Here is a 25,799-nt window from a genome sequence, read left to right as displayed (position 1 = left end):
TGCCGGCCGGCGATGCGACTGATCGTCGTCGCAGCGGGCACGCGATTGCCGGACTGGGTCAACGCCGGTTTTCAGGAGTACGCCGGGCGATTCACGCGCGACTACAAGCTCGAATTGAAGGAGATCGCGCTCGGTCAACGCGCCGCCTCCAGTTCCCCCGCTCAGGCGATCGCCAAGGAGGGCGAGAAGATGCTCGCCGCCATTCCTCAAGGTGCCTATGTCGTGGCCATGCAGGTCGGTGGCCGTTCCCTCTCCAGCGAACAACTCGCGCAGTTCTTACAAGCTCGAGCGAGGGATGGTCGAGACGTCGTGTTTTGTATCGGCGGGCCGGAGGGCCTGGCGCCCGAAGTCGATGCTCGCGCCGAATTCAAATGGTCGCTGTCGGCTCTGACGTTACCTCACGCGCTCGCGCGTGTCGTTCTGGCCGAAGCTTTGTATCGCGCGCTGATGATCATCAAAGGCCATCCTTACCACCGCGCCTGATTGGCTGCTGAACCGGAAAGTTCAGACTTTCAGCCGGGCCAACTCCGCCACCGCGGACGCAATCGTAGGAAACCGTTCGCCCGGCTCCTTCGCGAGCAATCCGTCGATCAGGCGCTGGAAGCGCGCGAGCGAAGCAGGCAGCACGGGAATCGGGTCGTTGCGGTGTGATTGTATGATCGCGATTACCGAGGGCCCCCGGAACGGCCGCTGGCCGGTGAGCATTTCGTAGAACATGATCCCGAGGCTGTAGATGTCGCTGCGCTGATCGACTTCCGCGCCTTCGGCCTGTTCAGGACTGATGTAGTAGGGCGAGCCGCGAACCTCACCGGCGTTGGTGTGGGCCGTGTCCAGGTGCTTGGCCAGCCCGAAGTCGATGAGCACGATGCGCCCGTCCGGCCGCATCATCACATTGGCGGGCTTGAGGTCCCGATGACACATGTTCGCGGCATGCAATGCCTGCAGCGCCGCGGCGATCTGCAGGAAGATGTCCACACTGTCTTTCGCTGTCATCAAGTTACGGATGCGCAGCTCCAGGCTGCCGCTCGGGAAATATTCCGTGACGATGTAGCGGAAGTCCTTGCCATGGCCCCAGTCGTAAACGTCGACGATGGCCGGATGTTTGATGCGCATCAATAGCTCGCGCTCGCGCTCAAAGCGCTCTTCCTCGCCCGCTTCCAGGCTGGAGAGCGGGCCGGTGCGCAGCACCTTGACTGCCACGTTGTGACCCAACTCCTCCGACAGAGCGACGTGCACCTCCGATTTCGGCGAGCGTGCGATGGCTTGCAGGAAGCGGTAGCCGGGAATGGACGGAAAGGCCGCGCGCGGCCGGCTGCCAGGGAATCGCTTGTCGTCGGGGCTCATCCGTGACCTTACTTTGCGCTCGTCGGCACGAACGGTTGACTGTGCATCGGTTGCATCGAAAGTGGCCGTACCGGCATCGACTCATTCCAGATCGGCCCATTGCAGATCGAGCGATTCGAGTGCGTGAAGAGCGACTGCGTCAATGTATGGAACATCCTAAGTTGATTCCCTGAGTGGCTGCCCGCCACCGTAGAGGTGCAAAGGCGCGCCACGAGGTTATGATAGGAACCGGCCACGGCCTTGGCCAGGACGGGATCGAAGCAATGGCGACAGTCATGGAGTCCAGCTACTCAATCGACGGCTGCGCGAACCTGATTTGGTTCAAAGTCTGGGGCGAGTTGACCGCCGAATCGTTGATCGAGTTGCTGAATCGCGCACGCTCCGATCCGCTTTACGTCCCCGGCATGCATGCCATCGCCGATTACCGTGAAGCGTTCGGCAATTGGGACTACAGCGAGATCCAGCGGTTTCGCGACTATATTTTGCATATTGCCGTGCCCTGCGAGGTGCGCTGGGCGGCCTTGTTCAAGCCCGGCAACCTGGCCGCCGCCACCCACGTATTGATCGTCATCAGCGAGGCGGTGGGTGCCGACATCAAGCTGCGGATGTTCGAAGAGCCGGCCGCGGCCTTGCGCTGGGTGCATGGCGAGGATCGTCCGGGGGCGAGCATGAGTCATGAATTCCTGAACGGCCGGGTGGAAGTGCGCACCGGCGACATCACCGGGCTGTCCGTGGACGCCGTGGTGAACGCCGCCAATTCCTCCCTGCTGGGCGGCGGCGGCGTCGATGGCGCCATTCATCGCCGGGGCGGCCAGGAAATCCTCGAAGCTTGCAAGGAACTGCGCGAATCCTGCTATCCGCGGGGCTTGCCGGCGGGCGAGGCGGTGCTGACCACGGCCGGCAAATTGCCGGCCCGCTATGTCATTCATACGGTCGGGCCGGTGTGGGGCCGCGATCAGCAGCCGGATGCGTTGCTGGCGTCCTGCTACAAGAAATCGATCGCGCTGGCGACCAATCATTCGCTCGGCTCGGTGGCGTTCCCGGCCATTTCGACCGGGGCCTATGGCTATCCGAAGGACGAAGCGGCGGCGGTGGCCTCCAGCGCCATCAGCGAGGCCCTGGCCAATAACGAAGCCATCGAGCGAGTGTCGCTGGTGTTCTTCTGCGACGCCGACCTGGACGTCTTCCTGGCCAACCAACAGTTCTGATTGACGCCCGAGGGCGGCGGACTACATCCCGGTACCCGGATGGCCCGGTCCCCTTGCAGTGGGATCCGGGCCGGTCGCTCGTCAATTTGAGATTCAGTTGGGGTTAATTCAGGACCTTAACAATGTTCCTGACACGCTCCGGCCTGTATCCTTCGGCGCATGTCAGTACTTCCAACTTCTTCCGCCAAGCCGTTGATCTACCTGGCCTCGGCGTCCCCGCGGCGCAGCGCGTTGCTGGCCCAGATCGGGGTGGCGCACCGGGTCGCGCCGGTCTGCGTCGACGAGGCGGTGGCAGAGGCCGAGGCGCCGGAAGACTACGTCACCCGGCTGGCCGCGCTGAAAGCCGACACCCTCTGGCAAAGCCTGCCCGAAGCGCAGCGGCTGCCGGTGCTCGGCTCGGATACCACTGTCGTGGTCGATCGGAGCATCCTCGGCAAACCCGCTGATGAGAGCGACTGCGTGCGCATGCTGGAACTGCTCTCCGGGCGCACTCACCAGGTTCACACTGCCGTCGCGATTCGCAGCGCCGCTGGCAGCGAAGTGCGGTTGAACGTGAGCGAGGTGAGTTTCCGGCCTTTGAGTCACGCCGAAATGCGCGCCTACTGGCGAACCGGTGAACCGGCGGACAAGGCCGGCGGCTACGCCATCCAGGGCCGCGGCGCCATCTTCATCAAGCACATCGCCGGCAGTTACTCAGGCATCATGGGGCTGCCGTTGTTCGAGACCGCGGAGCTGCTGGCCGCGCACCACATCAGCAATGAAATCAGCGCTGGCATCAGCACTGGGGTTCAAGGATGACGGCCGAGATCCTCATCAACATCAGCCCGCGCGAAGCGCGCGCCGCCCTGGTCGAAAACGGCGTACTGCAGGAGATCTTCCTCGAGCGGGCCAATAAACGAGGTCTCATCAGCAACATTTACAAGGGGCGAGTGTCGCGCGTGCTGCCGGGCATGCAGGCCGCCTTCGTAGACATCGGGCTCGAGCGCACCGCCTTCCTGCACGCCTCCGACATCGTGCATCCGGCGGTGGGCGAGAACGGCAAGCCCGACCAGCCGGTGGACGAGGGGCGCACGCCGGATATTCAGACTCTGGTCAGCGAAGGTAGCGAAATATTGGTGCAGGTGTTGAAAGACCCGCTCGGCACCAAGGGCGCGCGGCTGACGACGTTCATCACGATTCCATCGCGGTATCTGGTCTACATGCCGAAAGGCCGTGGCATCGGAATCTCCGCGCGCATCGAAGATGAAGCAGAACGGCAGCGCCTGCGCGAAGCCGCCAGCCTGTTCGTCCGGCCCGATGAACCCGGCGGTTATATCGTGCGTACTGCTGCTGAGGGCGCGACGCCGGACGCGTTGCGCGCCGACATGATGTTCCTGCAGAAATTATGGACGGTGATCGGTGAGAAAGCGGCCGGCACCCGTCCGGGGAATCTGGTGCACGAAGACCTGCCGCTGCCGGTGCGCGTGATGCGCGATGTGGTGTCGAGCGGCATCGAGCACGTCAGCGTCGATCAGCCGGAGACGCATCAGCGCATGATCGAGTTCGCCCGCACCTTCATGCCGGAGATGACCGAGCGCATCGAGCTGTATCGCGGCGACCGGCCGATCTTCGATCTGTACGGCGTCGAGGATGAAATCCAGAAATCGCTGGAGCGCAAGGTGCCGTTGAAATCCGGCGGTCACCTGATCTTCGATCAGACCGAATCGATGACCACCATCGACGTGAACACCGGCGCCTATGTCGGCCAGCGCTCGCTGGAGGAGACGATTTTTCGCACCAATCTGGAAGCGGCGGTGGCGATCGCGCGCCAGCTGCGCCTGCGCAACCTGGGCGGCATCATCATCATCGACTTCATCGACATGGAAGAAGAGGAGCACCGCAAGCAGGTGCTGCAGGCATTGGAGAAGGCATTGTCCGCCGATCACGCCAAGAATCACATCTCCTCGGTGTCGCCGCTCGGGCTGGTGGAGATGACGCGCAAGCGCACGCGCGAAAGTCTTGAACACATGTTGTGCTCGCCGTGTCCAACGTGCGAGGGACGCGGCTTCGTCAAGACCACCGAAACAGTTTGTTACGAGATCTTTCGCGAGATTCTGCGACAGTCGCGCCAGTTCCAGTTCCAGGAGCTGATGGTGCTGGCGCATCAGGACGTGATCGAGCGGCTGCTGGACGAGGAATCGGCAGCGCTGGCGGAGCTGGAAGTGCACACCGGCAAGCCCATCCGCCTTCAGACCGAGGCGCTGTATCAGCAGGACCAGTACGATGTGGTGCTGATGTGATGAAGAAGCGGTTGGCGGTTGGCGGCTGGTGGTTAGTCGGAGTGGCTGGATCATCCACCGCGCCTCTTGTCCAACCACTAACCGCCAACCACTAACCGCTAGTAATGCCTGTCGCCCCACGAAAACTCTTTAAATGGCTGTTCGGCGCCCTGGTGGCGCTCGCCATTGTCGTGGGCCTGCTGTTCGCCACCTTCGGCTTCATCGTCGGACGCGTGCCGGAGTATCGAGTACAGCTGCAGGATTGGATCGGCGAACGCAGCGGCCTCATCGTCGAATTCCGGACACTGAGCGCGCGGCTGCGCTTGTACGGACCGGAGCTGGTGTTCGATGACGCGGTGGTGCGAACGCCGGATCGCACTCGCACGCTGTTCGTGGCCAGGCGCGGCAGCGTCGGTTTCGATCTCTGGAACTCCATCGCCAACGGCCGCCTGACAGCGGGACGCTTCGCGCTCGATGCGCCGGAGATCGCGCTGATCCGCACACGCGAGGGAAAGATTCAACTGCTCGGGCAGAGCGCGCTGCCCGAGCGCGACATCAAGCCGATTGCATTGGAGCAGCTGCCCACCGGCCGCTTCGTCGTGCACGACGCGCTGGTGAGCTTTCGCGATGAAATCACCGGCCGCGGTCCCTGGTCGCTCTCCGGGGTGAGTTTCGATCTCACGCGCAGCAGCGATTCTTTGCAACTGCAAGGGGCGGCCTCGCTGCCGCCATCGCTGGGACACGAGCTGAAATTTGCGGCGACCGCCGAGGGCCGGATCGAAGAATCGGGCTCGCTGTTGTCCACGTTCAAGGTCGAGGGAGAAAAACTCGACCTGGCCGGCTGGGCCGATCTGCTGCCGGACGCGTGGCCCGCGCCTGAAAGCGGTCACGGCGCGGTGCAAGTCAGCGGCGCGTTCAAGGGCGCAGAGTTGCTGCAAGTCTCGGCCAAGATCGACGTGGGACAGCTCACCACAGAATTGCCGGCGTGGACCATTCCGTTGCCCACCGCAGCGCCGCTGGTGCCGCCCGCCTCGCCCGAGGATCCGCCGAAGCGCCGGCCCAAGTACCCCATCGAGCCCTATCCCGAGCCGGAGCCGGTCGCGGAGCAAGAGCCCGCTGCAATCGCGCCGCAAGCGCTCAGCTACTCGCGTCTCGCATTCACACTGAACGCGCAGAAGACCAATGACCAGTGGCAGCTGACGCTGTCGGATCTGGATGCGACTCGGTCGGATTCCTCGTGGCAAGCGCAACAAGTTTCGGCCAGCTGGTCGCGCAACCCGCAGGGTGCCCTCGAGGTCGACGCGAAAATGGATCGCCTGGCATTGGCAAATATCTGGCCGTTACTTGCGTACTTGCCCGAAAGCGAAGCGCTCGCCCGCGTGCGCGCCATGGAGGCGAAAGGCGAGCTGACCGAAGTGAAATTCTCGCTGTCCCGGCCGGCGGCGGCTGTCCCGGTCGCTTATTCCGTCGAGGCGAATCTCGATGCAGTGTCGTTCGCACCGGTGGAGCGCACACCCGGGCTCAGCGGCATCAGCGGCACGCTGGACGCCAACCAAGAGGCAGGGCAGCTGCAACTGTCATCGCAGCAGATCGAATTCAATCTGCCGCGCATGTTTCGTGACGTGCTGATCGCGTCCTCCGCCGATGGTGTCGTGTCGTGGCAGCGGACCGACGCGGGCCTGATCGTGAGCACAGATCAGCTTCGGGTGCACGGCGATGACGGCCGCGCCGTCGCTCGCATGCACTTGACGTTGCCCAACGACGGCAGCTCGCCGGTGCTGGACCTGTTCGCACAAGGCGAGGATCTGAAGGTCAGCTCGACCTACAAGTATCTGCCGGCCGACAAGATCGGTCCGAAAACGCTGGAATGGTTCGATCGCGCGCTGCTCGACGGCCGTATCGCCACCGCGGAGTTCCAATACAAGGGGCCGATGCGCTCGTTCCCGTTCCGTAACAACGAGGGAATCTTCCTGGCGCGTGCTCAAGTGGAGAACGCGCTGTTCGACTATCAGCCCGGTTGGCAGCCGGCACGCGAGCTGGCCGCGGAGGTCGAATTTCGGAATGAAGGCATGACAGTGCGCGCCACGGGCGGCACGATCGGCAATGTTCGCGTCGATCGCGCCACTGCGCGGATTCCGGACTTGAAGAAAAGCGAGCTGGCGATCGAGGCCGCGGCGGCCGGCGATCTCGGTGCCGGACTCGCATTTCTGCGTGAAAGTCCGATTGGCCCGAAGCTGGGAGAAACATTCGCGCGCCTCGGTGGCCGCGGCCCGATGATCGCGGATGTGAAGCTCGCGCTGCCGTTGAAGCACATCGACGATCGCGAGATCGACGTTACCGCGCGTTTCGCCAATGCGAGCGTGACGATGCGAGATGTCGCTGTCCCGGTGCAGTCGCTGACCGGCGAGCTGACGGTGAAGAACACGCTCATCGCCGGAGCCAACCTGCAAGGCGCCTGGCTCGGCGGCCCGTTGACAGTGAAGATCGACCAACAGAGCGCGACTGCCGCGCAGCTCGATGCGCACGGCCGCGCCGGCTCGGCCGAATTGCACAGACTGTTCTCTTTGCCGGCGGCGTTGCAGCTGGAGGGAGCGACCGACTATCACGTCAGCATGCCCATCGCGAGCGCCGATACCGAGGCGGCCCGCCGCCGCAATATCAAGATCGAGTCCGATCTGCGCGGCCTGGGCATCGCATTGCCGGAGCCATTGGGCAAGGGCACTGCCGAGCGGCGAGCGTTACAAGTAGCACTGGAAATCGATGATGAGCAGATGCTGAGTCGTACCTCGTATGGCGACGTGCGCGCATTGATTCGCATGCGGCAGGCACGGGGCGGATGGACGCTCGATCGCGGCGGCGTGCGTGCGGATGCCGTGGCACCGGCGTTGCCGGGCCACCGTGGCTTGCGGATCGAGGGCAGCCTGCAACGTTTCGTATTGGATGATTGGCTGGCGTTGCACGCCAATGCGAATGCGGGCCCGGCCCAAGCCGACGGCGGCAAGAAACTCTCGGACTATCTGGAGGCGGCCAACGTGCGTGTCGCCGACTTCCAGTTGTTCGGTTACCGATTCCCCGACGTGCGCGGCGTGTTGCAGGCGACGCAGAGCGGCTGGCGCGTCGACGTGAGCGGCGAGAGCGCGACGGGACAGGTGCTGATTCCAGAAACATTCACCGGCTCGCAGCCCTTGCGCGCGACCATGGAACAGTTGGTCATCAACAAGGCGCCGCGAGCGACAGGTGCTCCGAGACGAGAAGACGAAGACCTGGATCCTCGCAAACTGCCGAACATGCAGGTGTACGTGAGCAACATGCGGGTGGGCTCGCGGGTTATCGGCGCCGTGGAGCTGAAGGCAACGCGAGTGCCACAGGGTATTCGCTTCGACCAAGCGACCGTTCTCGCCGAGTCGGCCCGTATGGATGCGCAGGGAGAATGGCTCGACACGGCGGAGGGTCCGCACTCCACGTTGAATGCGACCATCGAGAGCAAAGATGTCGCAGCCACTTTGCGATCCTTGAACTACACGCCGTTCATCGAAGCGAAGCGGGGCGCCATCAAAGCGAACCTGGCCTGGCCTGGCGGCTACGACGACAACATTCTCGTGCATGCGTCGGGCGCCATTCGCGTCGAAGCGGAGACCGGCCAGATCGTGAATTTGCAGCCAGGCGCCGGACGCGTGCTTGGGTTGTTCAGCGTCGGCGCATTGCCACGCCGCCTGGCGCTCGATTTCAGCGATCTCACCGAGAAGGGTCTCGCATTCGATACGGTGCACGGCGACTTCGAGCTGCGCGATGGCAATGCTTACACCAGCAATCTGCTGTTGCGAGGACCGGCGGCGGAGATCGGTATTGCGGGCCGCACCGGGCTGGGCACGCGTGACTACGATCAGACCGCGGTTGTTACAGGCAATCTCGGCGCGTCGCTGCCAGTGGCGGGCGCGCTGGCGGGCGGTCCGGTCGTGGGAGCGGCGGTGTTGCTCTTCTCGCAAGTGTTCAAGGAGCCCCTCAAAGGCATCACCCGCGGCTACTATCGAATCACGGGACCCTGGGATGACCCAGTGGTGGAGCGGGTGGACGCGGCGGACGCCAAGGCAGAAGCATCGGGTGGCTGAAAATACGATCAAGAGCGGCGCTGTCGCGGCCGACGGGCGCGAGCTGCGCCCGACTCGAGCGGCTGTACTGCAAATGACCTCGGTGCCAGAGGTCGAAGCAAATCTAGCGTCGGCGCGAGTATTGTTGGAACGCGCTCGCGCGGAGGGCGCCAGTCTGGCGGCGCTGCCTGAAAACTTTGCCATCATGGGACGCAAGGAGGCCGACAAGATCGCCGTGGCCGAGATGCCAGGCGAGGGGCCGATCCAGGCGTTCCTGGGGCGCTGCGCGCGCGAGCTGGGCATGTGGATCATCGGCGGCACCATTGCCTTGCGCGTCGAGGGCGAGCCGAATCGTGTGGCGGCGGCATCGTTGGTATTCGACGAGCGCGGCCGCTGCGTGGCTCGCTACGACAAGATCCACCTGTTCGATGTCGACATTCCCCATCGAGGCGGGTCCCACAAGAACGAGAGCTATCGGGAATCTGCCACTGTCGCTCCTGGCAGTCGGCCGTGCGTAGTGCCCACGCCGCTTGGGCATATCGGCATGGCGGTCTGCTACGACGTGCGCTTTCCCGAGTTGTTCCGCACGCTGCAGGAGCAGGGGGCGGAAATCCTCAGTCTGCCTTCGGCGTTTACCGCCCCAACGGGCAAGGCGCATTGGGAGTTGTTGACGCGCGCCAGGGCGGTCGAGAATCTGTGCTACGTCCTGGCCCCGGCTCAGAGCGGTATTCACCCGAATGGACGGGAGACCTGGGGAGACTCGCTGATCGTGGATCCGTGGGGCCAGGTCGTTGCCCGCGTCACCGAGGCTGGGCCCGGGGTTGCAGTGGCGGAAATCGACCGCACTGTACAACACGAGCTGCGCGAGCGATTTCCGGCCCTGTCGCATCGGCGTTTTTCGATCGCGCCACCCGTACCAAGACCGTGACAGCAGCGGCGTCTACAATCGCGTTGCGCGCCGCGCCTGCCAGGATTCCAGGACTGCAAGACCCATCATGAGCATCACTTCGACCTCCGTTCGCGACCGTCTGCATATCGAGTTGCCCCAGGCGTTCAGCGCCTCGCAACCGCTGGATGTGGCGCGTCAGGCCATCCTCGCGCCCTCGGGGCTCGACGAGGATCGCATCGCCAGCGTGCTCGGCACCGTCATGGGCTACAGCGTCGATTACGCCGATTTGTATTTTCAGCTGAGCCGCGAGGAGTCGTGGTCGATCGAGGATGGCATCGTCAAAGACGGCTCGCACAGCATCGAGCAGGGCGTAGGCGTGCGTGCGCTGGCGGGAGAGAAGACCGGCTTCGCTTATTCGGATGAAATCCTGCTGCCCGCGCTGACCGAGGCATCACTGGCAGCTCGCGCGATTGCACGCAGTGGCGCCAACCAATCGGTGCAGGCATGGCATTCGGCCGCCGGCCATCAGTTGTATCTGCCCATGGACCCGCTCGAGGGCTTGAGTGACACGGATAAAGTGCAATTACTGGAGCGCATCGACAGGGAAGCACGTCGTATCGATCCACGAGTGAAACAGGTGATGGCGAGCTTGTCGGGCTCGCACGAGGTCGTGCTCGTGATGGCCAGCGATGGCACCTTCGCTGCCGACGTTCGGCCGCTGGTGCGAATGAACGTTTCCGTGATCGTCGAAAAAGATGGCCGGCGCGAGCAGGGCTATGCCGGCACGGGCGGGCGCTATGGCTTCGGCAAATTCCTGGAGAACGATCGCTGGAAGGAGCTGGTGCACGAGGCGGTGCGCAGTGGACTGGTCAATCTCGATGCCGTGCCGGCGCCTGCGGGCACGATGACTGTCGTGCTCGGCCCGGGTTGGCCCGGTGTGTTGTTGCACGAGGCCGTGGGTCACGGCCTGGAAGGTGATTTCAATCGCAAGGGAACGTCCGCGTTCTCCGGCCGCATCGGCGAGAAAGTAGCTTCCGAGTTGTGCACCATCGTCGATGACGGCACGCTGGGCTCGCGTCGCGGCTCGTTGAACATCGACGACGAGGGTGTGCCGACTCAGTGCACGACGCTCATCGAGAACGGCATCCTGCGCGGCTACATGCAAGACAAGCTCAATGCGCGGCTCATGGGAGTTGCGCCGACGGGCAATGGCCGCCGCGAATCGTTCGCGCACATGACCATGCCGCGCATGACGAATACATACATGCTCGCGGGCAAACACGATCCGCAGGAAATCATCGGCTCGGTGCAGAAGGGGCTGTACTGCCGCAATTTCGGCGGCGGCCAGGTGGATATCACTTCCGGCAAGTTCGTGTTCTCGGCCAGCGAGGCTTATCTGATCGAGAACGGCAAGCTCGGCGCGCCGGTGCGCGGCGCCACGCTCATCGGCAATGGCCCGGAGGTCATGCGCCGCGTGTCCATGGTCGGCAACGACCTGAAGCTGGACGAGGGTGTGGGCACTTGCGGCAAGGAAGGGCAGGACGTGCCGGTGGGTGTCGGCCAACCGACGCTGCGTGTCGACGGCCTGACCGTCGGCGGCACGGCGGCCTAGTCCGACGGCGGTTCTTTCGGCCATAACGTAGTAGGATTGGGGCGTCCCGGGCCGTGATTGTTCGCTATGTGGATTTCCCGTCCGATCTACGAATTGCTGCCATACCTGTACATGCTGGCCGGGGCGGCATTGCTGGCCGCGGCCTGGCTGGTCCAGGCCGAGCGCTGGCCGAGCGTGTTTTTCACCGTCGGAGCGCTGAGCCTGATGGGCGGCCTGGTGCTGTGGCTGCGGCGCAAGGACTACCGAACCAAACAAGCCGAATACGACAGCCGCTCGCTCGACGATAAGGTCTGATCGTCGGGGGCTTCAGCGGCTGGAGCCGAATTCGTTGGCCCGCTGCTCTTCTTCTTCGTCTTGCTCGTCCCGCTCGTCGAGCGGTTCGCTGTCGTCCTGGGCGAGGGTGGCGGCGTGGCCGCGATCCGGACCTTCATGCAGCAACTGCGCATCGTCGTCCAGTTCATGGAAGGCGGTACGGCTGCGATTGGTGCGCTCGTCGAAATACATGATCTCGTGCTGGCCGATCTGCACCACGTCGCCGTCGTTGAGCATGCGGCGGCGGACGCGCTTGGAGCGCACGTAGATGCCGTTGGTGCTGTTGAGATCCTCCAGCACCGAGGTATGGATCGAGGTGATTATCTGCGCGTGATGACGGCTGATGTATTTGCTGTCGATCTGCAGATCGTTGTCCGGCGTGCGGCCGATGATGAAGCGGCCCGGCGTGAGCTCGCGTTCGGCGATGGTCTGGCCGTTGAAGCCGACCAGGATGCGACCGAGCACGATGCGGCGCTCGTTGGGCTCGCTGCCGTTCGCGCTGCCCGGAGAGCCGACATGCGAGCCGATGTTCATGCCGTGCAGCGCCTGCAGCTTCACCGACCGTTCGGCATATTCGACCCACTGCAGCTCTTCGATCGCGGCTTTTACATCCTCGACCGTGACGTTGGCGCGATCCTGCGCGAACGCCGACATCATCGACGTGTCGGCCAGCGTATTCACCAGGCGCGGAATGCCGCCCGTATAGCGATAGATCAGCGGGAATGTTTCCGGATCGAAAATCTCGCGGCCCTGCGAGCCGGCCACTTCCAGGCGATGCTGGATGTAGGCCGCCATATCGGTCTTGGACAGCGGCGTGAGATGGAAGCGCAGGCGGATGCGCTGTGCCAGCTGCACCAGGCCCGGAGAGTTGAGCTTGTCGTTCAGCTCCGGCTGGCCCGCCAGGATGATACGCAGCACCTTCTCCTTGGTGGTCTCCACGCCCGAGAGCATGCGGATCTCTTCCAGCACCTTGTTTGACAGATTCTGGGCTTCATCGACGATCAGCAGCACGCGCCGGCCGTTGGCGTATTGCTCGACCAGGAATTCGTTCAGGGTCGACAGCAGCTCGGCCTTTTTCATCCGGAACGGCGAAAAACCGAACTGCACCAGCACGCTCTGCAGGAATTCGACGGCGGTGACCTGGGTCTGGTTGATCTGCGCCACCACCACGTCCTTCTCCAGTTCCTTCAGGAAGGTCTCGATCAGGGTGGTCTTGCCCGAGCCGATCTCGCCGGTGATCACCACGAAGCCGTCGGTGAACCAGATGGTGGACTCCATGTACGCCTTGGCGCGCGCATGGTGCTTGGACAGATACAGGAACTGCGGGTCCGGGGTCAGCCGGAACGGCAATTCGTGCAGCTTGAACAGTTCGAGATACATGCGGGGTGTGATCTGTTCCGACTGATCTGTGTGAAGCAGGTCTCTGGCGGTGTGTTCGGGGTACGGCCGGTCTCGGCCGCTCGTCTGGGGCCGTCAGTTTACGCAAGAACCGTAGCCGGACACAAAAACCCCTCGATTCACCAGAATCTGTCGCCACAGTCCGGTGCTGGGGGCGGCTCGAGTTACATCTTCATCCGGAGCAACTGCTGCAATGCCCGGTCCCGGGCCGCCGCCGACGGTGCATTGATGGTGCAATGTCCAAGCTTGCGGTTGGGCCGAGGTTCTTTACCGTAGCTGTGAAAGTGTACGCCGGACACCCGCAGAATGTTCCCGAGCTCGGGGATGCTGCCGATGAAGTTCATCATCGCCGAGTGGCCATTGGGGCGCGTGCTCCCCAGCGGCAGGCCGAGAATGGCGCGCACGTGATTTTCGAACTGGCTGGTCTGCGCGCCTTCGATGGTCCAGTGACCCGAGTTGTGCACGCGGGGCGCCATTTCGTTGGCGATCAACTTGCCACCGCGCACGAAGAACTCGATGGTGAGCACGCCGGCGTAGTCCAGATGTTTCAACAGGCGGCGCATGTATGTTTCCGCCTGCTTCTGTAACGAGGCGTGGCGATATGGCGCGATTGAGTAGCGCAAAATACCTTGCGAATGTGTGTTCGCCGACAGCGGATAAAACGCCGTTTCGCCGCGTGTGCTGCGCACGCCGATGATGGATACCTCGCGCGAGAAATCGACGAATCCCTCGTAGATCAGCGGCACGGTGCCGAGCGTCTGCCAGGCAGTCTCGATGTCCGAGGGCTTGCGCAGATAGAACTGGCCGCGGCCGTCATAACCGAGCCGGCGCGTCTTGAGCACGCCAGGCAAGCCGATCTTCTCCACGGCGGCCTGCAGATCCTCGAGCGAGTCGACCGCCGCGAACGGCGGCGTCGGAATCTTCAGCTGTCGGAACAAAGTTTTTTCGTGCAACCGGTCCTGCGAGGCGCCGAGCGCCTTGACCGGCGGCAGGAACGGTTTCTGCCTGGCGACCGGCTCGACCGCCGTCACCGGCACGTTTTCGACGTCGAAGGTCACGACATCGACTTCATTCGCCAGCTCGAGCAGCTTGGCCGTGTCGTCGAACGCGCCGGTAATGATGCGACCCACCTGCGCGCCGGGGGCATCGCTGCTCTGATCCAGGAACACGAAACGCAAACCGAGCGGATAACCCGCCAGGGCCAGCATGCGTCCCAGCTGGCCCGCACCGATGATGCCTATCTTCATGGACGGGGAACGGCGCTGACGGAGGGGTCGGGATTGGCGAGCACGGTGGCGGTCTGCTCGGCCCGGAATTTATCCAGGGCAGCACGCACCGGCTCGTATTTGTTGGCCAGGATCGAGGCGGCGAACAGCGCCGCGTTGGTGGCACCGGCCTGGCCGATGGCCAGCGTGCCCACCGGAATGCCGGCCGGCATCTGCACGATGGACAGCAAGGAGTCGATGCCGCTCAGCATCTTCGACTGCACCGGCACGCCCAGCACCGGCAGGCTGGTTTTCGCGGCCGTCATGCCGGGCAGATGGGCGGCACCCCCGGCGCCCGCGATGATCACCTCCAGGCCGCGCTCTCGCGCCTTTTCGGCGTACTCGAACAGCAGGTCCGGCGTGCGATGCGCCGAGACCACCCGCGTCTCGAACGCGATACCGAGGCGCTGCAGAGTGTCCGCAGCGGGCTGCAAAGTCTCCCAATCGGACTTCGAGCCCATGATGATGCCAACTAACGGTTTCATAAGGGGGAGGAGTGTAGCAATTATGTCGGGGGCGCTTCGCCTGACTGTTCTTGCTGTGCCCGGTCTTCCTGGGTCAGCGCCGCACGCAACATGCGGAACAGCTCACGGCCGGCGGCTGTAATTTTTTGCCCGGACTGCCGCTGTTCCTTGCGGGCGCGCTCGGTCAGCTTGCCCAGCGCGGCGCCATCGATTCCTGGCACTTCAGCCAGCAGCTGGGCGAGCGCTGCGGCGCCTTCGCTCAGCAAGCGGTCGCGCCACTGCTCGACGCGGTGAAAACGCAGGGCTTCGACCCGTTCACGATCGCGTTTGGCATCCAGCGCGGCGCGGATCGGCTCGGCGTCGATCTTGCGCATCAGCTTGCCGATGTACTGCTTCTGCCGGTACAGGCCGCCATGCGCGGTGATCCGGCGCGCCAGATCGACGGCGTCGCGCAGCTGCTCGGGCAACGGCAGGGCGTCCAGCTCGCTGTCCGACAGCTCGATCAGCGCCTCGCCCAGGGCCTGCAGGTCGTCGCTGCGGCGCTTGCGCTCGCTCTTGCTGGGGCGCTCGTCTTGATAGCCGTCGTCGGCGTCGTCGGTCATGTCAGGACAGGAACGATACGGGGGCGCAAGGATGCGGGCCCCGGCCTTCGCATGCAAGTCGCGCCAATGCAATACAATCGGCGCCATGGCACAAGTCTCTACCAACGCTTCCAACCAGCTCGGCCACTCGCAACAGGACCTGCAGGACCTGGTTACCCTTGCCATCGAGGAGGCGCGCCGGCTGGGCGCCACCGAATCGGAGGTGGGCGTCAGCGTCGATACCGGCCTGTCGGTGACGGCGCGGTTGGGGGAGGTCGAAACGCTCGAATATCAGCGCGATCGCGGCATGGGCATTACGGTCTATCGCGGCAAGCGCAAGGGCACGGCCAGCACCGCCGACCTGCGGCCGCAGGCGATCCGCGAGACTGTGGCCAAGGCTTTCAGCATCGCTGGATTCACTGCCGAGGACGAGTGCGCAGGTCTGCCCGATCCGGAAGATCTGGCGCGCGAGATTCCGGACCTGCAGTTGTCACATCCATGGAACATCCAGCCGGATGAGGCCCGCGAGCTGGCGGTGGCATGCGAAGCGGCCGCGCTCCGGGCCGACAAGCGCATCGGCAACTCCGAAGGCGCCACGCTGTCGAGTCATCAGGGCTTGCGCGTGTTCGGCAATTCACTCGGCTTTCTCGGCGGGTATCCGAGCAGCATGCACAGCCTGAGCTGCGTGGTCGTCGCTCAGGAAAACGGCGAGATGCAGCGGGACTATTGGTACAGCTCGGTGCGCGACTGGCGCGAAATGGAGGATGGCGAGTCCATCGGCAGGACCGCGGCAGCACGCGCACTGCGGCGTCTGAATGCAAGGAAACTCGCGACCGTGACTGCGCCGGTGCTGTTCGTTCCAGAGCTGGCGCGCGGGCTGATCGGACATTTCCTCGGTGCGATTCGCGGCGGCAGCCAGTATCGACGCGCGTCGTTCCTGCTCGATGCCGCCGGCCAGCAGATCTTTCCCTCGTGGTTGCAGATTTCCGAACGGCCGCATATTCCCAAGGCGCTGGCCAGCGCGCCGTTCGACGCCGAAGGCGTGGCCACGCGCGATCGCGAGTTGGTCAAGGATGGCGTGCTGACCGGCTACGTGTTGAGCACTTATTCGGCGCGCAAGCTCGGCCTGCGCACCACGGGCAACGCCGGTGGTGTTCACAATCTCATCGTTTCCCCGGGACCGGACGATTTCGCCGGGATGCTGAAGAGAATGCATCGTGGCCTGCTGGTCACCGAGCTCATGGGCCAGGGCATCAACGGAGTTACCGGCGATTACTCGCGCGGTGCCGCCGGCTTCTGGGTGGAGAACGGCGAGATTCAGTATCCGGTGAACGAGATCACCATCGCCGGCAACTTGAAGGACATGTATCGCGAGATCGTCGCCGTCGGCAACGACGTCGATGCGCGCGGCGCCATTCGAACCGGATCGGTGCTGCTGGAGAAGATGACCATCGCCGGCGAGTAGTGATTAGCGGTTAGTGGTTAGTGGTTGGTCGGAGAAGAGAAATGAGCCTCTTCAGTAACCACTAGCCACCAACCGCCAACCGCTGTTCGCGGCGATGTTCTTCGACCAGCGCGGCTATCGTCTTGCCTCGCAGACTGTTCAAGAGTGCTTGCTCCGCAACCCGAGCCGCTTCGACTGCAGGCGCGATATCCCTGACTTTGCCGAGCCGCGGGCCGGCGGTGTCGTGGCGCACGGCATCCAGCACATCATTCAGCTCGATCGCATGAGGATCGCGCGCCGGTACCCAGCTGTCGTCTTCGGCGAGCAGCAGTAATTTGCGATGCTCCAGCGCATCCAAGATGGGCGTGAGCGCGGCGCCTGGCAGATCCAGATGCTCGGCCAGGCGATTCGCGGTCCAGCGATGCTGTGCGGTGCTGTAGTCGTTCACGATGAGATACATGATGGAGAGCGCGACGCGCTCGCGCAGGCTGGAGTTCAAAGCGATCACGCCACGCCCGGGACGCAGGTATTGGGGGTTCTGCACATAGAACGCGAGCTGCGCGCCGAGCAACAGGATGAGCCAGGAGATATACAGCCAGATCAATGTCACCACGACGATGGCAAAGCCGGCATAGATGACCGTAGTCGTGGTGGCGCCCGAAACAAAGCGCGCCATCACCATGCCGCTGAAGGCCCAGGCCGCGCCGGCCGCGACACCACCGATCAGCGCCGCGCTCAGCCGCACCTTCGTGTTCGGCACGAAGCCGTACATGAACGTGAACACGCTCGAGACCAGCACGTATGGCGTGATCTTGCCCAGCACCAGCAGCACGGTATCGAACGGCCGATAATGCGACAGCGTTTGCATGAAAGTCGTGCTCGCCAGCGCACCGATCAAGCCCAACGCCGCGACGATGACGGCGGGCCCGACCACCATCACGCTCAAGTATTCGCTGAAGCGGCGGCCGATGCTGCGCGGCTGCTCGACGCGCCAGACGAAATTGAAGCTCTCTTCGACCTTCTGCACGGTCGAGATCAACGTGTAGAGCAGGAAGATCAAACCGAGCGAACCGAGCACGCCGCCGCGTACGTTGTCGACGAAGCCCATGATCTGTGCGGTGATTTCATAAGCACGGTCGCCGAGCGGCTCCAGGAAGCTGAACAGGACCGGCTCGAGCTCGCGGTGATAGCCCAGGCCTTTGAGCACCGAGAAGGACAGGGCGATGATGGGCACGACGGACAGCAAGGTCGTGTACACCAGGCTCATGGCGCGCAAGGTGAGCTCGCCGCGAGTGATGTCCCGAATCAGCGCATACGGATAGCGCAGGATGCGCGTCAGCTTCCACAACGGCCGGCCGATGATGGATTCCGGCGGCTCGAACAGCCAGTGTTCCAGGCGCGCTAGCAGAGGTGCGATCATGCGGCATTCTAATGCGCGTGGTCGGGCTCCTGTCACGAAGCGCGCGGTGGCGGGCGAAAATTGCGCCGGGACCGAGCTCGGTCCGTCGCAGGGCCGCATGCGGCAAGGCACATCCGTGCCTGGCGCCGTACCGATTGGGTGAGTCATGAGCTATACGTCCGGCATTTTCCCCTCCCGCATCGTCTGCCTCACCGAGGAGACGACTGAAACGCTCTACTTGTTGGAAGAGGACTGGCGCATCGTCGGCATCTCGGGGTTCACGGTGCGGCCGCCGCGGGCGCGGCGGGAGAAACCGAGGGTATCCGCGTTCACCAGCGCCAAGGTCGACCGCATCCGCGAGCTCGAGCCCGACCTGGTGCTCGGCTTCTCGGACCTGCAGGCCGATATCGCCGCCGATCTGGTGAAGCACGGGCTGAACGTTCACATCTTCAACCACCGCGACATCGCCGGGATCTTCGGCATGATCAGCATGCTCGGCGGCATGATCGGCTGTGAGGCCAAGGCAGCGCAGCTTTGTGCCAGGCTGGCGGAGAATCTCGAAGGCATTCGCGCGGCCGCGGCGCAGTTCAGCAAGCGGCCGCGCGTTTATTTCGAGGAATGGGACGAGCCGATGATCTCGGGCATCCGCTGGGTGTCGGAACTGGTCGGTGTTGCGGGCGGGGACGATTGTTTCGACGACAACTCGCGTCAGTCGCTGGCGAAGCATCGGATCATCGCCGATCCGCAGGAGGTCGTGCGCCGCGCGCCCGATATCGTGCTGGGCTCCTGGTGCGGCAAGAAGTTCCGGCCGGCGAGTGTCGCGGCTCGACCGGGTTGGAGCGCCGTGCCTGCGGTCGCGAATGGGCAGCTGCACGAAATCAAATCATCCATCATCCTGCAGCCGGGTCCGGCGGCGCTCACCGAGGGTGTGAGCGAAATTCACAGAATCTTCAACGCCTGGCAGGCGCAGCAGCGATGAGTTGTCAGCGAGGCTCGACGGTGGCGCCGAGCGGCCGGCCGATCGTGAAATAGAACGTCGCGCCTTGGTCGACCTGCCCCTCGGCCCAGATGCGGCCGCTGTGACGCGCGATCACGCGCTGCGCCGTGACCAGGCCAATGCCGCTGCCCTGGAACTCCGCGTCCGCATGCAGGCGCTGAAACGGCACGAACAGTTTGTTCGCATAGGCCATGTCGAAGCCCACGCCGTTGTCGCGCACGAAATAGATGTGGCCGCCGGTGACACCGGTTTGCACACCGACGGTCACAGTGGGCTGTGCGGCGCGGATGGTGAACTTCCAGGCGTTGCCGAGCAAACAATCCATCGCCATGCGCAGCAGCCGCGCATCGCCTTCGACATGCATGTTGGGAGCAATGTCGACTTGCACCGTGTGCCCGGGATATTTCTCACGCAGAGCGGCCACCGCGTCCATGCAGATCTGCGTGAGATTCACGGGCCGAATGGTGAGCTCGGCCGTGCTGATGCGCGACAGGCTCAGCAGCGCCTCGATGAGTCCCGACATGCGCTGACTGGCGTCGTGAATCCGACGCAAATAATGCAGCGACTTTTCATCCAGCTGATCGCTGGCCGTTTCCTGCAGGATCTGGCTGAACCCGGACAAGCTGCGCAGCGGCGCGCGCAGGTCGTGAGAAACCGCATAAGCGAAGGCTTCCAGCTCGCGGTTCGCCGCCTGCAACTGGCGCGTTCGTTCCGTGACGCGTTTTTCCAGCTCGGCGTTCATCAGCTGGACCTCACGCTGCGATTCCAGCAGCGCCGACACGGCTGCGTCGTCACGCCGCTTGTGCCGCTTCAAGAGGATGTACAGCAGGATGGCCGAGCCGAGAATCGCCAGCCAGCCCTTGCTGGTTTGCAGCAGCTGCAGGGTGCGTGGATCGAGATCCAGCCATTCCAGCCAGCGATCGGTGATGAAGATCCAGAGCGCCCCGGCCGCCAGATAGATCAATGCGATCGTTTGTGGCATGCGTTTGACCGGGAGGGTGGCCGGCTCAGCTGGTGAGACGGCGTTCGGCCTCGGCGTACTTTTCCGCCGTTTTCTGGATCACTTCGGCGGGCAGCTTCGGTCCGGGCGCGCGCTTGTCCCACGTCAATGTTTCCAGGTAGTCGCGCACGAACTGCTTGTCGAAGCTCGGTGGACTGGTGCCGGGTTGATAGGTGTCTGTCGGCCAGAAGCGTGAGGAGTCGGGCGTCAATGCTTCGTCGATCAACGTCAGATGACCGGCGTCGTCGAGGCCGAACTCGAACTTGGTGTCGGCGATGATGATGCCGCGCGTGAGTGCGTAGTCGGCCGCAAAGCGATACAACGCGAGCGCAGTAGCGCGCACCTGTTCGGCCAGGCCGCGGCCGATCAGTGCAACCGTGCGGTCGTAGTCGATGTTCTCATCGTGCTCGCCCAGTTCCGCTTTCGTAGCAGGCGTGAACAGCGGCTCGCTCAGGCGATCCGCCTGGCGCAACCCTTTCGGCAAGTCGATGCCGCATACCTTGCCGGTCTGCTGGTAATCCTTCCATCCCGAGCCGATCAGGTAACCGCGCACCACCGCTTCGATGGGCAACGCCTTCAGGCGCTTCACGATCATGCTGCGATCGGCGATCGCCGCGCGCTCTGTCGGATCGCTGACCACGCTCTCCAGCGGCGTATCGAGGATGTGATTGGGCACGATGTGCTTGGTACGGTCGAACCAGAAACGCGAAATCCGGGTCAGCACCGCGCCTTTGCCGGGAATCGGGTCGGGCAGCACCACGTCGAACGCGCTGAGCCGGTCGGTGGTGACGATCAGCATCTGCCGCTCGTCGATGGCGTAGACGTCGCGAACTTTGCCCTGGTGAATGCGCTGCAGGCCGCTCAGGCGCGACTCGAGCATGGGAGGTGAGGGCTGAGCCACGGCGTATCTCGGTGATGACTGTGAGGAATTGCAGTTAACGCGACCCGACAAATGGTGCCAGCGCCGGAGCCTGCTACCATTGGGCCGTGTATCAATTTGATAAACCGCGATTGTCGCAGCGGGTGACGAGGGCTTCAAGGGTCGATGGTCTGGCAGGGTAAAGCACTGGGGGCGCTGATCGGCGGGGTGACAGCGGGTCCCGTGGGCGCGCTGTTCGGCACCTTCATCGGCCATCTGTTCGACGTGCAGGCCGAGAGCGGGCTGGCTGGCCGCCTGGGCCAGCAATGGGGCGATGACACCGACACCGAGGACGATGCCGCCGCGTCGATGGGTGTCCAGGAGGCGTTCTTTCGCGCCACCTTCGAGGTGATGGGGCACGTTGCCAAGTCGGACGGGCGCGTTTCGGAAAATGAGATTCGTGCCGCCCGCGCCATCATGACGGAATTCCGTCTCGGCGAGCGCGAGGTCCAGCTCGCCATCCAGTTGTTCACGCAGGGCAAGGAACTGGACTATCCGCTCGAAGCGACGCTGCGCCGGCTGCGCAGGAAGCTGGCGGGGCGCCCGGATGTGCTCCGCATGTTCATTCAGATCCAATTGCAGGCTGCTCTATTGAGCGGCAGCTTCACGCACGCGGCTCGCCAGGTGATGGCGCGCGTGGCGGCATCGTTGGGCGTGTCTGCCTACGAAGTCGTGCAGATGGAGGCGCTATTGCGCATGCAGCAGTCGACCCGGCAACCACCGCCCGGGCAGCAGGCGCCCAGGGTCGACAAGGTCGCTCAGGCGTATGAAGTGCTCGGCGTCACCAGCACGGCGTCCGATGCGGAAGTCACCAAGGCATATCGGCGCCTGATGAATCAGAATCACCCCGACAAGCTGGTCGCGCGCGGCTTGCCCGAGTCCATGATGAAAGTCGCCGAGGAAAAAACCCGGCAGGTCCGCGCGGCATATGAAGTGCTGCGCGAAGCGCGCGCGATGCGATAGCCACCCGAGGTTTGCCCCAGAGGTTTGCCATGTCAGCTCGAAATGAATCCTGGATCGCGCCATCCATTCTCTCCGCCGACTTCGCCCGGCTCGGCGAGGAAGTGAAGGCGGTGCTCGACGCAGGCGCCGACACCATTCACTTCGACGTGATGGACAATCACTACGTGCCCAATCTCACCATCGGACCGCTGGTGTGCGAGGCATTGCGCAAGCACGGCATCACCGCACCCATCGATGTGCATCTGATGGTGAAACCGGTGGATCGCATCGTGCCGGATTTCGCGGCCGCGGGCGCGACGTGGATCAGCTTTCATCCCGAAGCGAGCGAGCATGTCGATCGCACCATCGGTTTGATTCGCGAGCATGGCTGTCATCCGGGCATCGTGCTCAACCCGGCGACGCCGCTGAACGTGCTCGACTATGTGCTCGACAAGGTCGACATGATCCTGTTGATGTCGGTCAACCCCGGTTTCGGTGGCCAGAAGTTCATTCCGTCCGCGTTGGCCAAGCTGAACAAGACGCGCGAGATGATCGCCGCGAGCGGCCGTAACATTCGCTTGCAGATCGACGGTGGAGTGAAGGTCGACAACATCGGCGAGATTGCCGCTGCGGGTGCCGATACGTTTGTGGCGGGCTCGGCAATCTTCGGTTCGAAGGACTATCGAAAGACCATCGCGGATATGCGGGCGGAAATCGCCAAGGCGACCAAGTAACGGTCGCTGGAAACAGCGAAGGCCGCTTGCGCGGCCTTCTTGTCGAGAGTCTGTCTGACTCGGAGGACGATGTTTATTCTTCGTCCTCGTCGTCGAAATCATCATCATCGTCGTCGTCGTCATCGTCGGCGCGACGATTTGCCGGAGACGCGGCGGTAGTAGCGGCACCAGCACGGCCGGTGGCGGCAGCCAGCGGCGGCTTGGTCTTCATCTTCGGGCGCGCGCCGAACACGACAATGGTCTTGCCGGTGGCGCGCAACAGGCCCTGATCTTCCAGCACCTTCAGCACGCGGCCCGCCATTTCACGCGAGCAACCGACCAGGCGCGACAGCTCCTGACGGCTCACTTTGATCTGCATGCCTTCCGGATGCGTCATCGCATCGGGCTCGCTGCACAGGTCCATGATGGCGTGCGCGACGCGACCGGTGACGTCGACGAACGCGAGATCGCCGAGCTTGCGATTGGTGCGATCCAGGCGTGTGGCCAGCTGCGTGGCCAGCTCGAACACCAGGCCAGGGCTTTCAGCCGCGAGCTGCCGGAAGCGGGGATAGGTCATTTCAGCGAGCTCGCACTGCTGGCGAGTGCGCACCCACGCGCTGCGGGTGGGTTGTTCGTAGAACAGGCCCATCTCGCCGAAGAACTGACCTTTGTTGAGGTAGGCGAGCACCATCTCGTTGCCTTCCTCGTCCTCGATCATCACCTCGACCGAGCCGCTCACGATGTAATAGAGCACGTCGGGCAGGTCGCCGGCATGAATGACGACGGTCTTGGAAGGCACCGTGCGAATGCGGCAGTAACTCAGAAACCGGTTGATCGCCGGAATGTCGCTCAATGGCCTTGCGCCCTCTTCCATACCCGCCCCTATGCGCCTTGTGCTTGTAACTAAATGACTTTAGTGGGATGAACTTGACGACAATATGTCTTGCCGCGCCTTTTAATACACTATGACCCAAGAGGGCAAGCTTTTCCTTGCCCGGCAAAACTTTACGTCGACTATTTGACGGCCCGTCCCAGCGTCATTCATGCTCGCCGCGGCGGCGCGCATCACTCAAATCCAATAGGCGGTCCGCGTCATCACCTTGGCAGTGAGCTGCATCAACGCTCGCACCGGCCCCGGCAAATCGGCACCACCCGCCAGTTTGGCGTTGTGACCATGACGTTCTTCGTCGGCGCGCATCTGCTGGATGATCGCGCGGGTGCGCGCGTCTTCTTCCGGCACGCGCTGTAGATGGCCGTCGAGGTGCTCCACCACCTGCCGCTCGGTTTCGGCTACGAAGCCGAGGCTGATGCGGTCGCCCGCGAGCCCCGCCAGCGCGCCGATGGTGAAAGAGCCGGCGTACCACAGCGGGTCGAGCATGCTGGTGCGGCCGCCCAGCTCCTTGATGCGCTCGGCACACCAGGCGAGATGGTCGGTTTCTTCGCGGGCCGCCTCCATCAGCGAAGCCCTGGTTGCATCGGCTCGCGACACGAACGCCTGTCCCTGATACAGCGCCTGAGCAGCCACTTCGCCGGCATGGTTGACCCGCATCAGCGCGGCGATATGCCGGCGGGCGTCGGGTTTGTCGGCGATCTGGGGCGATTCCGGCCGGTTTTCGGCCGGATTCGGGCGGCCGGCGACATGCGCGGCGAACAGTGTCCGCAGGGTCTGGTCGGCTGGCGTCAGCAGCCGGTCGAGCAGGGTATAGCGGCGGCCGGACGCGGCTTGGGTCGGGGCAGCCGGGGCGAGAGTGGGGGTGGTCATGGCGGATTCATTATATATGTCGCGGCCGGCTGCCGGCCGGGCAACGGGCCGCACGGCCGGCCGGCGGCCAAGTCCTCCAGAATCCGATGCTTACTGCGTTTGCAATGACCTGCCTGCTCCATTAGACTTGCCGGCCTTTTCGCCCCCTGGCTGGCAGGGGCGCGCTAGTTTTCCCGGAGAATTCAATGAGTACCGTCTTCGCCAATGCGCAAACGGTCCGTCGTGACTGGTACGTGATCGATGCCACGGGCAAGACCCTGGGCCGTCTGGCTTCGACCGTGGCGTCGCGTCTGCGCGGCAAGCACAAGGCGGCTTATACGCCCAACTGCGACACCGGCGACCACATCGTCATCGTCAACGCGGGCAAGATTCGCGTCACCGGCCGCAAGCTGACCGACAAGTTCTATCACCACCACACCGGCTACATGGGTAACTTGAAGAGCACCAGCCTGGAAAAGCTGCTCGACAAGCACCCCGAGCGCGCCATCGAGTTCGCGGTCAAGGGCATGCTGCCGAAGAACACGCTCGGTCGGAAGATGTTCAAGAAGCTGCACGTGTTCGCGGGCGACAAGCACCCGCACACCGCGCAGCAGCCCCGAGTTCTGGATATCTAAGCCGACGCTCGAGATTCAATTTTTAAGGTACGCATTCCGAACATGGCCACCTCGACCAACTACGGCACCGGCCGCCGCAAGACCTCCACCGCCCGTGTGTTCCTGCGCAAGGGCAGCGGCATCATCAACGTGAACTCGCGCTCGCTCGATGAGTTCTTCGGCCGCAAGACCGCGCGCATGATCGTGCGCCAGCCGCTGGAAGCCGTGAACCTGGACAAGAACTTCGATGTCGAAGTCACGGTCAAGGGCGGTGGCATCACTGGCCAGGCCGGCGCCATCCGCCACGGCCTGACCCGGGCGTTGATCGAGTACGACGAGACCCTGCGCAAGCCGCTGCGCGATGCCGGTTACGTGACCCGCGATGCCCGCGAGGTCGAGCGTAAGAAGGTCGGCTTCCGCAAGGCGCGTCGCGGCACCCAGTTCTCGAAGCGCTAATCCCTGGTTCTTGGGGGATCGTCTAGCGGTAGGACTACGGACTCTGACTCCGTCAACCTAGGTTCGAATCCTAGTCCCCCAACCAATCTCGGACAGCCACTTGGCAAACGCGCCAAGTGGCTGTTTGCTTTTTTGGACTCATCGAATTCACGGAG

23 protein-coding genes, 1 tRNA gene and 1 pseudogene are annotated in these 25,799 nt (G+C 63.6%); 15 read left to right on the top strand and 10 right to left on the bottom strand.

All coding sequences use genetic code 11. The annotated features are described in order from the left end of the window. Window positions 1-12: 12 nt before the first annotated feature. Window positions 13-483: a 23S rRNA (pseudouridine(1915)-N(3))-methyltransferase RlmH gene (gene rlmH, locus VGE08_RS04565; RefSeq protein ID WP_331066676.1), complete on the top strand. Its 471-nt coding sequence runs from the start codon at window positions 13-15 to the stop codon at window positions 481-483. A gap of 21 nt (window positions 484-504) precedes the next feature. Here the strand turns inward: rlmH and VGE08_RS04560 are convergent, their stop codons facing one another. Next, complete coding sequence (locus tag VGE08_RS04560; protein WP_331066675.1) at window positions 505-1,344, bottom strand: serine/threonine-protein kinase; 840 nt, start codon at window positions 1,342-1,344, stop codon at window positions 505-507. A gap of 263 nt (window positions 1,345-1,607) precedes the next feature. On the opposite strand from VGE08_RS04560, the gene VGE08_RS26510 reads away from it, so the two are divergent. The 7 genes from VGE08_RS26510 to VGE08_RS04525 all read left to right on the top strand — a co-directional run bounded on the left by VGE08_RS26510 (window position 1,608) and on the right by VGE08_RS04525 (window position 11,693). Beyond that, window positions 1,608-2,552, top strand: a complete 945-nt coding sequence (locus VGE08_RS26510; RefSeq protein WP_331066674.1) for an O-acetyl-ADP-ribose deacetylase — start codon at window positions 1,608-1,610, stop codon at window positions 2,550-2,552. A 159-nt stretch (window positions 2,553-2,711) separates the two neighbouring features. After that, a complete protein-coding gene (locus VGE08_RS04550) occupies window positions 2,712-3,350 on the top strand; it encodes a Maf family protein (RefSeq protein WP_331066673.1) in 639 nt (212 codons plus the stop codon). Further along, window positions 3,347-4,831 carry a ribonuclease G gene (gene rng / locus VGE08_RS04545; RefSeq protein WP_331066672.1) on the top strand — a complete coding sequence of 495 codons (1,485 nt, stop codon included), beginning with the start codon at window positions 3,347-3,349 and terminating at the stop codon, window positions 4,829-4,831. Before VGE08_RS04550 ends, rng begins: the two co-directional genes overlap by 4 nt. A 104-nt stretch (window positions 4,832-4,935) precedes the next feature. Further along, window positions 4,936-8,919, top strand: coding sequence for a YhdP family protein (locus VGE08_RS04540; RefSeq protein WP_331066671.1), 3,984 nt, complete (start codon window positions 4,936-4,938; stop codon window positions 8,917-8,919). After that, window positions 8,912-9,826, top strand: a complete 915-nt coding sequence (locus VGE08_RS04535; RefSeq protein ID WP_331066670.1) for a carbon-nitrogen hydrolase family protein — start codon at window positions 8,912-8,914, stop codon at window positions 9,824-9,826. The genes VGE08_RS04540 and VGE08_RS04535 overlap by 8 nt, the downstream gene beginning before the upstream one ends. Before the next feature lie 67 nt (window positions 9,827-9,893). Beyond that, window positions 9,894-11,399 (top strand): metalloprotease TldD, encoded by a 1,506-nt coding sequence (gene tldD / locus VGE08_RS04530; RefSeq protein WP_331066669.1) that lies wholly within the window; start codon window positions 9,894-9,896, stop codon window positions 11,397-11,399. 66 nt (window positions 11,400-11,465) lie between these two features. Beyond that, window positions 11,466-11,693 (top strand): hypothetical protein, encoded by a 228-nt coding sequence (locus VGE08_RS04525; RefSeq protein WP_331066668.1) that lies wholly within the window; start codon window positions 11,466-11,468, stop codon window positions 11,691-11,693. Window positions 11,694-11,705: 12 nt separating this feature from the next. On the opposite strand, the gene VGE08_RS04520 is transcribed toward VGE08_RS04525, so the two are convergent. From VGE08_RS04520 to yjgA, 4 genes are all read right to left on the bottom strand, one after another. Then, window positions 11,706-13,091 (bottom strand): AAA family ATPase, encoded by a 1,386-nt coding sequence (locus VGE08_RS04520; RefSeq protein WP_331066667.1) that lies wholly within the window; start codon window positions 13,089-13,091, stop codon window positions 11,706-11,708. A gap of 182 nt (window positions 13,092-13,273) precedes the next feature. Further along, the gene (locus tag VGE08_RS04515; protein WP_331066666.1) at window positions 13,274-14,356 is read right to left on the bottom strand and encodes a 5-(carboxyamino)imidazole ribonucleotide synthase; all 1,083 of its coding nucleotides are present in this window, start codon (window positions 14,354-14,356) and stop codon (window positions 13,274-13,276) included. After that, window positions 14,353-14,859, bottom strand: a complete 507-nt coding sequence (gene purE / locus VGE08_RS04510) for a 5-(carboxyamino)imidazole ribonucleotide mutase (protein ID WP_331066665.1) — start codon at window positions 14,857-14,859, stop codon at window positions 14,353-14,355. Before purE ends, VGE08_RS04515 begins: the two co-directional genes overlap by 4 nt. Before the next feature lie 20 nt (window positions 14,860-14,879). Further along, complete coding sequence (gene yjgA / locus VGE08_RS04505) at window positions 14,880-15,440, bottom strand: ribosome biogenesis factor YjgA (protein ID WP_331066664.1); 561 nt, start codon at window positions 15,438-15,440, stop codon at window positions 14,880-14,882. Between the two features lie 85 nt (window positions 15,441-15,525). Between yjgA and pmbA the strand changes: the two genes are divergently transcribed. Further along, entirely contained in the window at window positions 15,526-16,884 is a 1,359-nt protein-coding gene (pmbA, locus tag VGE08_RS04500) for a metalloprotease PmbA (RefSeq protein ID WP_331066663.1), read from the top strand. Between the two features lie 61 nt (window positions 16,885-16,945). On the opposite strand, the gene VGE08_RS04495 is transcribed toward pmbA, so the two are convergent. Continuing rightward, window positions 16,946-18,283, bottom strand: a complete 1,338-nt coding sequence (locus VGE08_RS04495; protein ID WP_331066662.1) for a YihY/virulence factor BrkB family protein — start codon at window positions 18,281-18,283, stop codon at window positions 16,946-16,948. Between the two features lie 145 nt (window positions 18,284-18,428). On the opposite strand from VGE08_RS04495, the gene VGE08_RS04490 reads away from it, so the two are divergent. Further along, the gene (locus VGE08_RS04490) at window positions 18,429-19,241 is read left to right on the top strand and encodes a cobalamin-binding protein (protein WP_331066661.1); all 813 of its coding nucleotides are present in this window, start codon (window positions 18,429-18,431) and stop codon (window positions 19,239-19,241) included. Between the two features lie 4 nt (window positions 19,242-19,245). Here the strand turns inward: VGE08_RS04490 and VGE08_RS04485 are convergent, their stop codons facing one another. After that, a complete protein-coding gene (locus VGE08_RS04485) occupies window positions 19,246-20,241 on the bottom strand; it encodes a sensor histidine kinase (RefSeq protein WP_331066660.1) in 996 nt (331 codons plus the stop codon). Between the two features lie 25 nt (window positions 20,242-20,266). Further along, window positions 20,267-21,139, bottom strand: coding sequence for a phosphoribosylaminoimidazolesuccinocarboxamide synthase (locus VGE08_RS04480; protein WP_331066659.1), 873 nt, complete (start codon window positions 21,137-21,139; stop codon window positions 20,267-20,269). 165 nt (window positions 21,140-21,304) lie between these two features. Here VGE08_RS04480 and djlA point away from each other — a divergent pair, with 165 nt between their 5' ends. Beyond that, window positions 21,305-22,141: a co-chaperone DjlA gene (gene djlA / locus VGE08_RS04475; protein WP_331066658.1), complete on the top strand. Its 837-nt coding sequence runs from the start codon at window positions 21,305-21,307 to the stop codon at window positions 22,139-22,141. Between the two features lie 29 nt (window positions 22,142-22,170). Next, window positions 22,171-22,854: a ribulose-phosphate 3-epimerase gene (gene rpe / locus VGE08_RS04470; RefSeq protein ID WP_331066657.1), complete on the top strand. Its 684-nt coding sequence runs from the start codon at window positions 22,171-22,173 to the stop codon at window positions 22,852-22,854. 217 nt (window positions 22,855-23,071) lie between these two features. Here rpe and crp read toward each other — a convergent pair. Then, window positions 23,072-23,707, bottom strand: a pseudogene (gene crp / locus VGE08_RS04465) (cAMP-activated global transcriptional regulator CRP); the annotation flags it as partial. Window positions 23,708-23,902: 195 nt separating this feature from the next. After that, entirely contained in the window at window positions 23,903-24,532 is a 630-nt protein-coding gene (gene coq7, locus VGE08_RS04460) for a 2-polyprenyl-3-methyl-6-methoxy-1,4-benzoquinone monooxygenase (RefSeq protein ID WP_349258625.1), read from the bottom strand. 248 nt (window positions 24,533-24,780) lie between these two features. Here coq7 and rplM point away from each other — a divergent pair, with 248 nt between their 5' ends. The 3 genes from rplM (at window position 24,781) to VGE08_RS04445 (ending at window position 25,729) form a co-directional block, all read left to right on the top strand. Then, window positions 24,781-25,209: a 50S ribosomal protein L13 gene (gene rplM / locus VGE08_RS04455; protein ID WP_331066655.1), complete on the top strand. Its 429-nt coding sequence runs from the start codon at window positions 24,781-24,783 to the stop codon at window positions 25,207-25,209. A 42-nt stretch (window positions 25,210-25,251) separates the two neighbouring features. After that, a complete protein-coding gene (gene rpsI / locus VGE08_RS04450) occupies window positions 25,252-25,644 on the top strand; it encodes a 30S ribosomal protein S9 (protein ID WP_298725844.1) in 393 nt (130 codons plus the stop codon). Between the two features lie 11 nt (window positions 25,645-25,655). Beyond that, window positions 25,656-25,729: transfer RNA gene (locus VGE08_RS04445), tRNA-Gln, on the top strand. Window positions 25,730-25,799: the final 70 nt, after the last annotated feature.

The sequence above is a fragment of the Steroidobacter sp. genome (genome assembly GCF_036406195.1).
GTDB lineage: Bacteria > Pseudomonadota > Gammaproteobacteria > Steroidobacterales > Steroidobacteraceae > Steroidobacter.
The sequence above is the reverse complement of the archived record's forward strand: the minus strand, read 5'-3'. Positions and strand labels throughout refer to the sequence as shown.

Excerpts from the sequence above, each read along its gene's own strand:
- rlmH (WP_331066676.1), top strand. The coding sequence starts at position 13 with ATGCGACTGATCGTCGTCGCAGCGGGCACGCGATTGCCGGACTGGGTC.
- VGE08_RS04560 (WP_331066675.1), bottom strand. The coding sequence starts at position 1,344 with ATGAGCCCCGACGACAAGCGATTCCCTGGCAGCCGGCCGCGCGCGGCC.
- VGE08_RS26510 (WP_331066674.1), top strand. The coding sequence starts at position 1,608 with ATGGCGACAGTCATGGAGTCCAGCTACTCAATCGACGGCTGCGCGAAC.
- VGE08_RS04550 (WP_331066673.1), top strand. The coding sequence starts at position 2,712 with ATGTCAGTACTTCCAACTTCTTCCGCCAAGCCGTTGATCTACCTGGCC.
- rng (WP_331066672.1), top strand. The coding sequence starts at position 3,347 with ATGACGGCCGAGATCCTCATCAACATCAGCCCGCGCGAAGCGCGCGCC.
- VGE08_RS04540 (WP_331066671.1), top strand. The coding sequence starts at position 4,936 with ATGCCTGTCGCCCCACGAAAACTCTTTAAATGGCTGTTCGGCGCCCTG.
- tldD (WP_331066669.1), top strand. The coding sequence starts at position 9,894 with ATGAGCATCACTTCGACCTCCGTTCGCGACCGTCTGCATATCGAGTTG.
- VGE08_RS04525 (WP_331066668.1), top strand. The coding sequence starts at position 11,466 with ATGTGGATTTCCCGTCCGATCTACGAATTGCTGCCATACCTGTACATG.
- VGE08_RS04520 (WP_331066667.1), bottom strand. The coding sequence starts at position 13,091 with ATGTATCTCGAACTGTTCAAGCTGCACGAATTGCCGTTCCGGCTGACC.
- VGE08_RS04515 (WP_331066666.1), bottom strand. The coding sequence starts at position 14,356 with ATGAAGATAGGCATCATCGGTGCGGGCCAGCTGGGACGCATGCTGGCC.
- purE (WP_331066665.1), bottom strand. The coding sequence starts at position 14,859 with ATGAAACCGTTAGTTGGCATCATCATGGGCTCGAAGTCCGATTGGGAG.
- yjgA (WP_331066664.1), bottom strand. The coding sequence starts at position 15,440 with ATGACCGACGACGCCGACGACGGCTATCAAGACGAGCGCCCCAGCAAG.
- pmbA (WP_331066663.1), top strand. The coding sequence starts at position 15,526 with ATGGCACAAGTCTCTACCAACGCTTCCAACCAGCTCGGCCACTCGCAA.
- VGE08_RS04495 (WP_331066662.1), bottom strand. The coding sequence starts at position 18,283 with ATGATCGCACCTCTGCTAGCGCGCCTGGAACACTGGCTGTTCGAGCCG.
- VGE08_RS04490 (WP_331066661.1), top strand. The coding sequence starts at position 18,429 with ATGAGCTATACGTCCGGCATTTTCCCCTCCCGCATCGTCTGCCTCACC.
- VGE08_RS04485 (WP_331066660.1), bottom strand. The coding sequence starts at position 20,241 with ATGCCACAAACGATCGCATTGATCTATCTGGCGGCCGGGGCGCTCTGG.
- VGE08_RS04480 (WP_331066659.1), bottom strand. The coding sequence starts at position 21,139 with ATGCTCGAGTCGCGCCTGAGCGGCCTGCAGCGCATTCACCAGGGCAAA.
- djlA (WP_331066658.1), top strand. The coding sequence starts at position 21,305 with ATGGTCTGGCAGGGTAAAGCACTGGGGGCGCTGATCGGCGGGGTGACA.
- rpe (WP_331066657.1), top strand. The coding sequence starts at position 22,171 with ATGTCAGCTCGAAATGAATCCTGGATCGCGCCATCCATTCTCTCCGCC.
- rplM (WP_331066655.1), top strand. The coding sequence starts at position 24,781 with ATGAGTACCGTCTTCGCCAATGCGCAAACGGTCCGTCGTGACTGGTAC.
- rpsI (WP_298725844.1), top strand. The coding sequence starts at position 25,252 with ATGGCCACCTCGACCAACTACGGCACCGGCCGCCGCAAGACCTCCACC.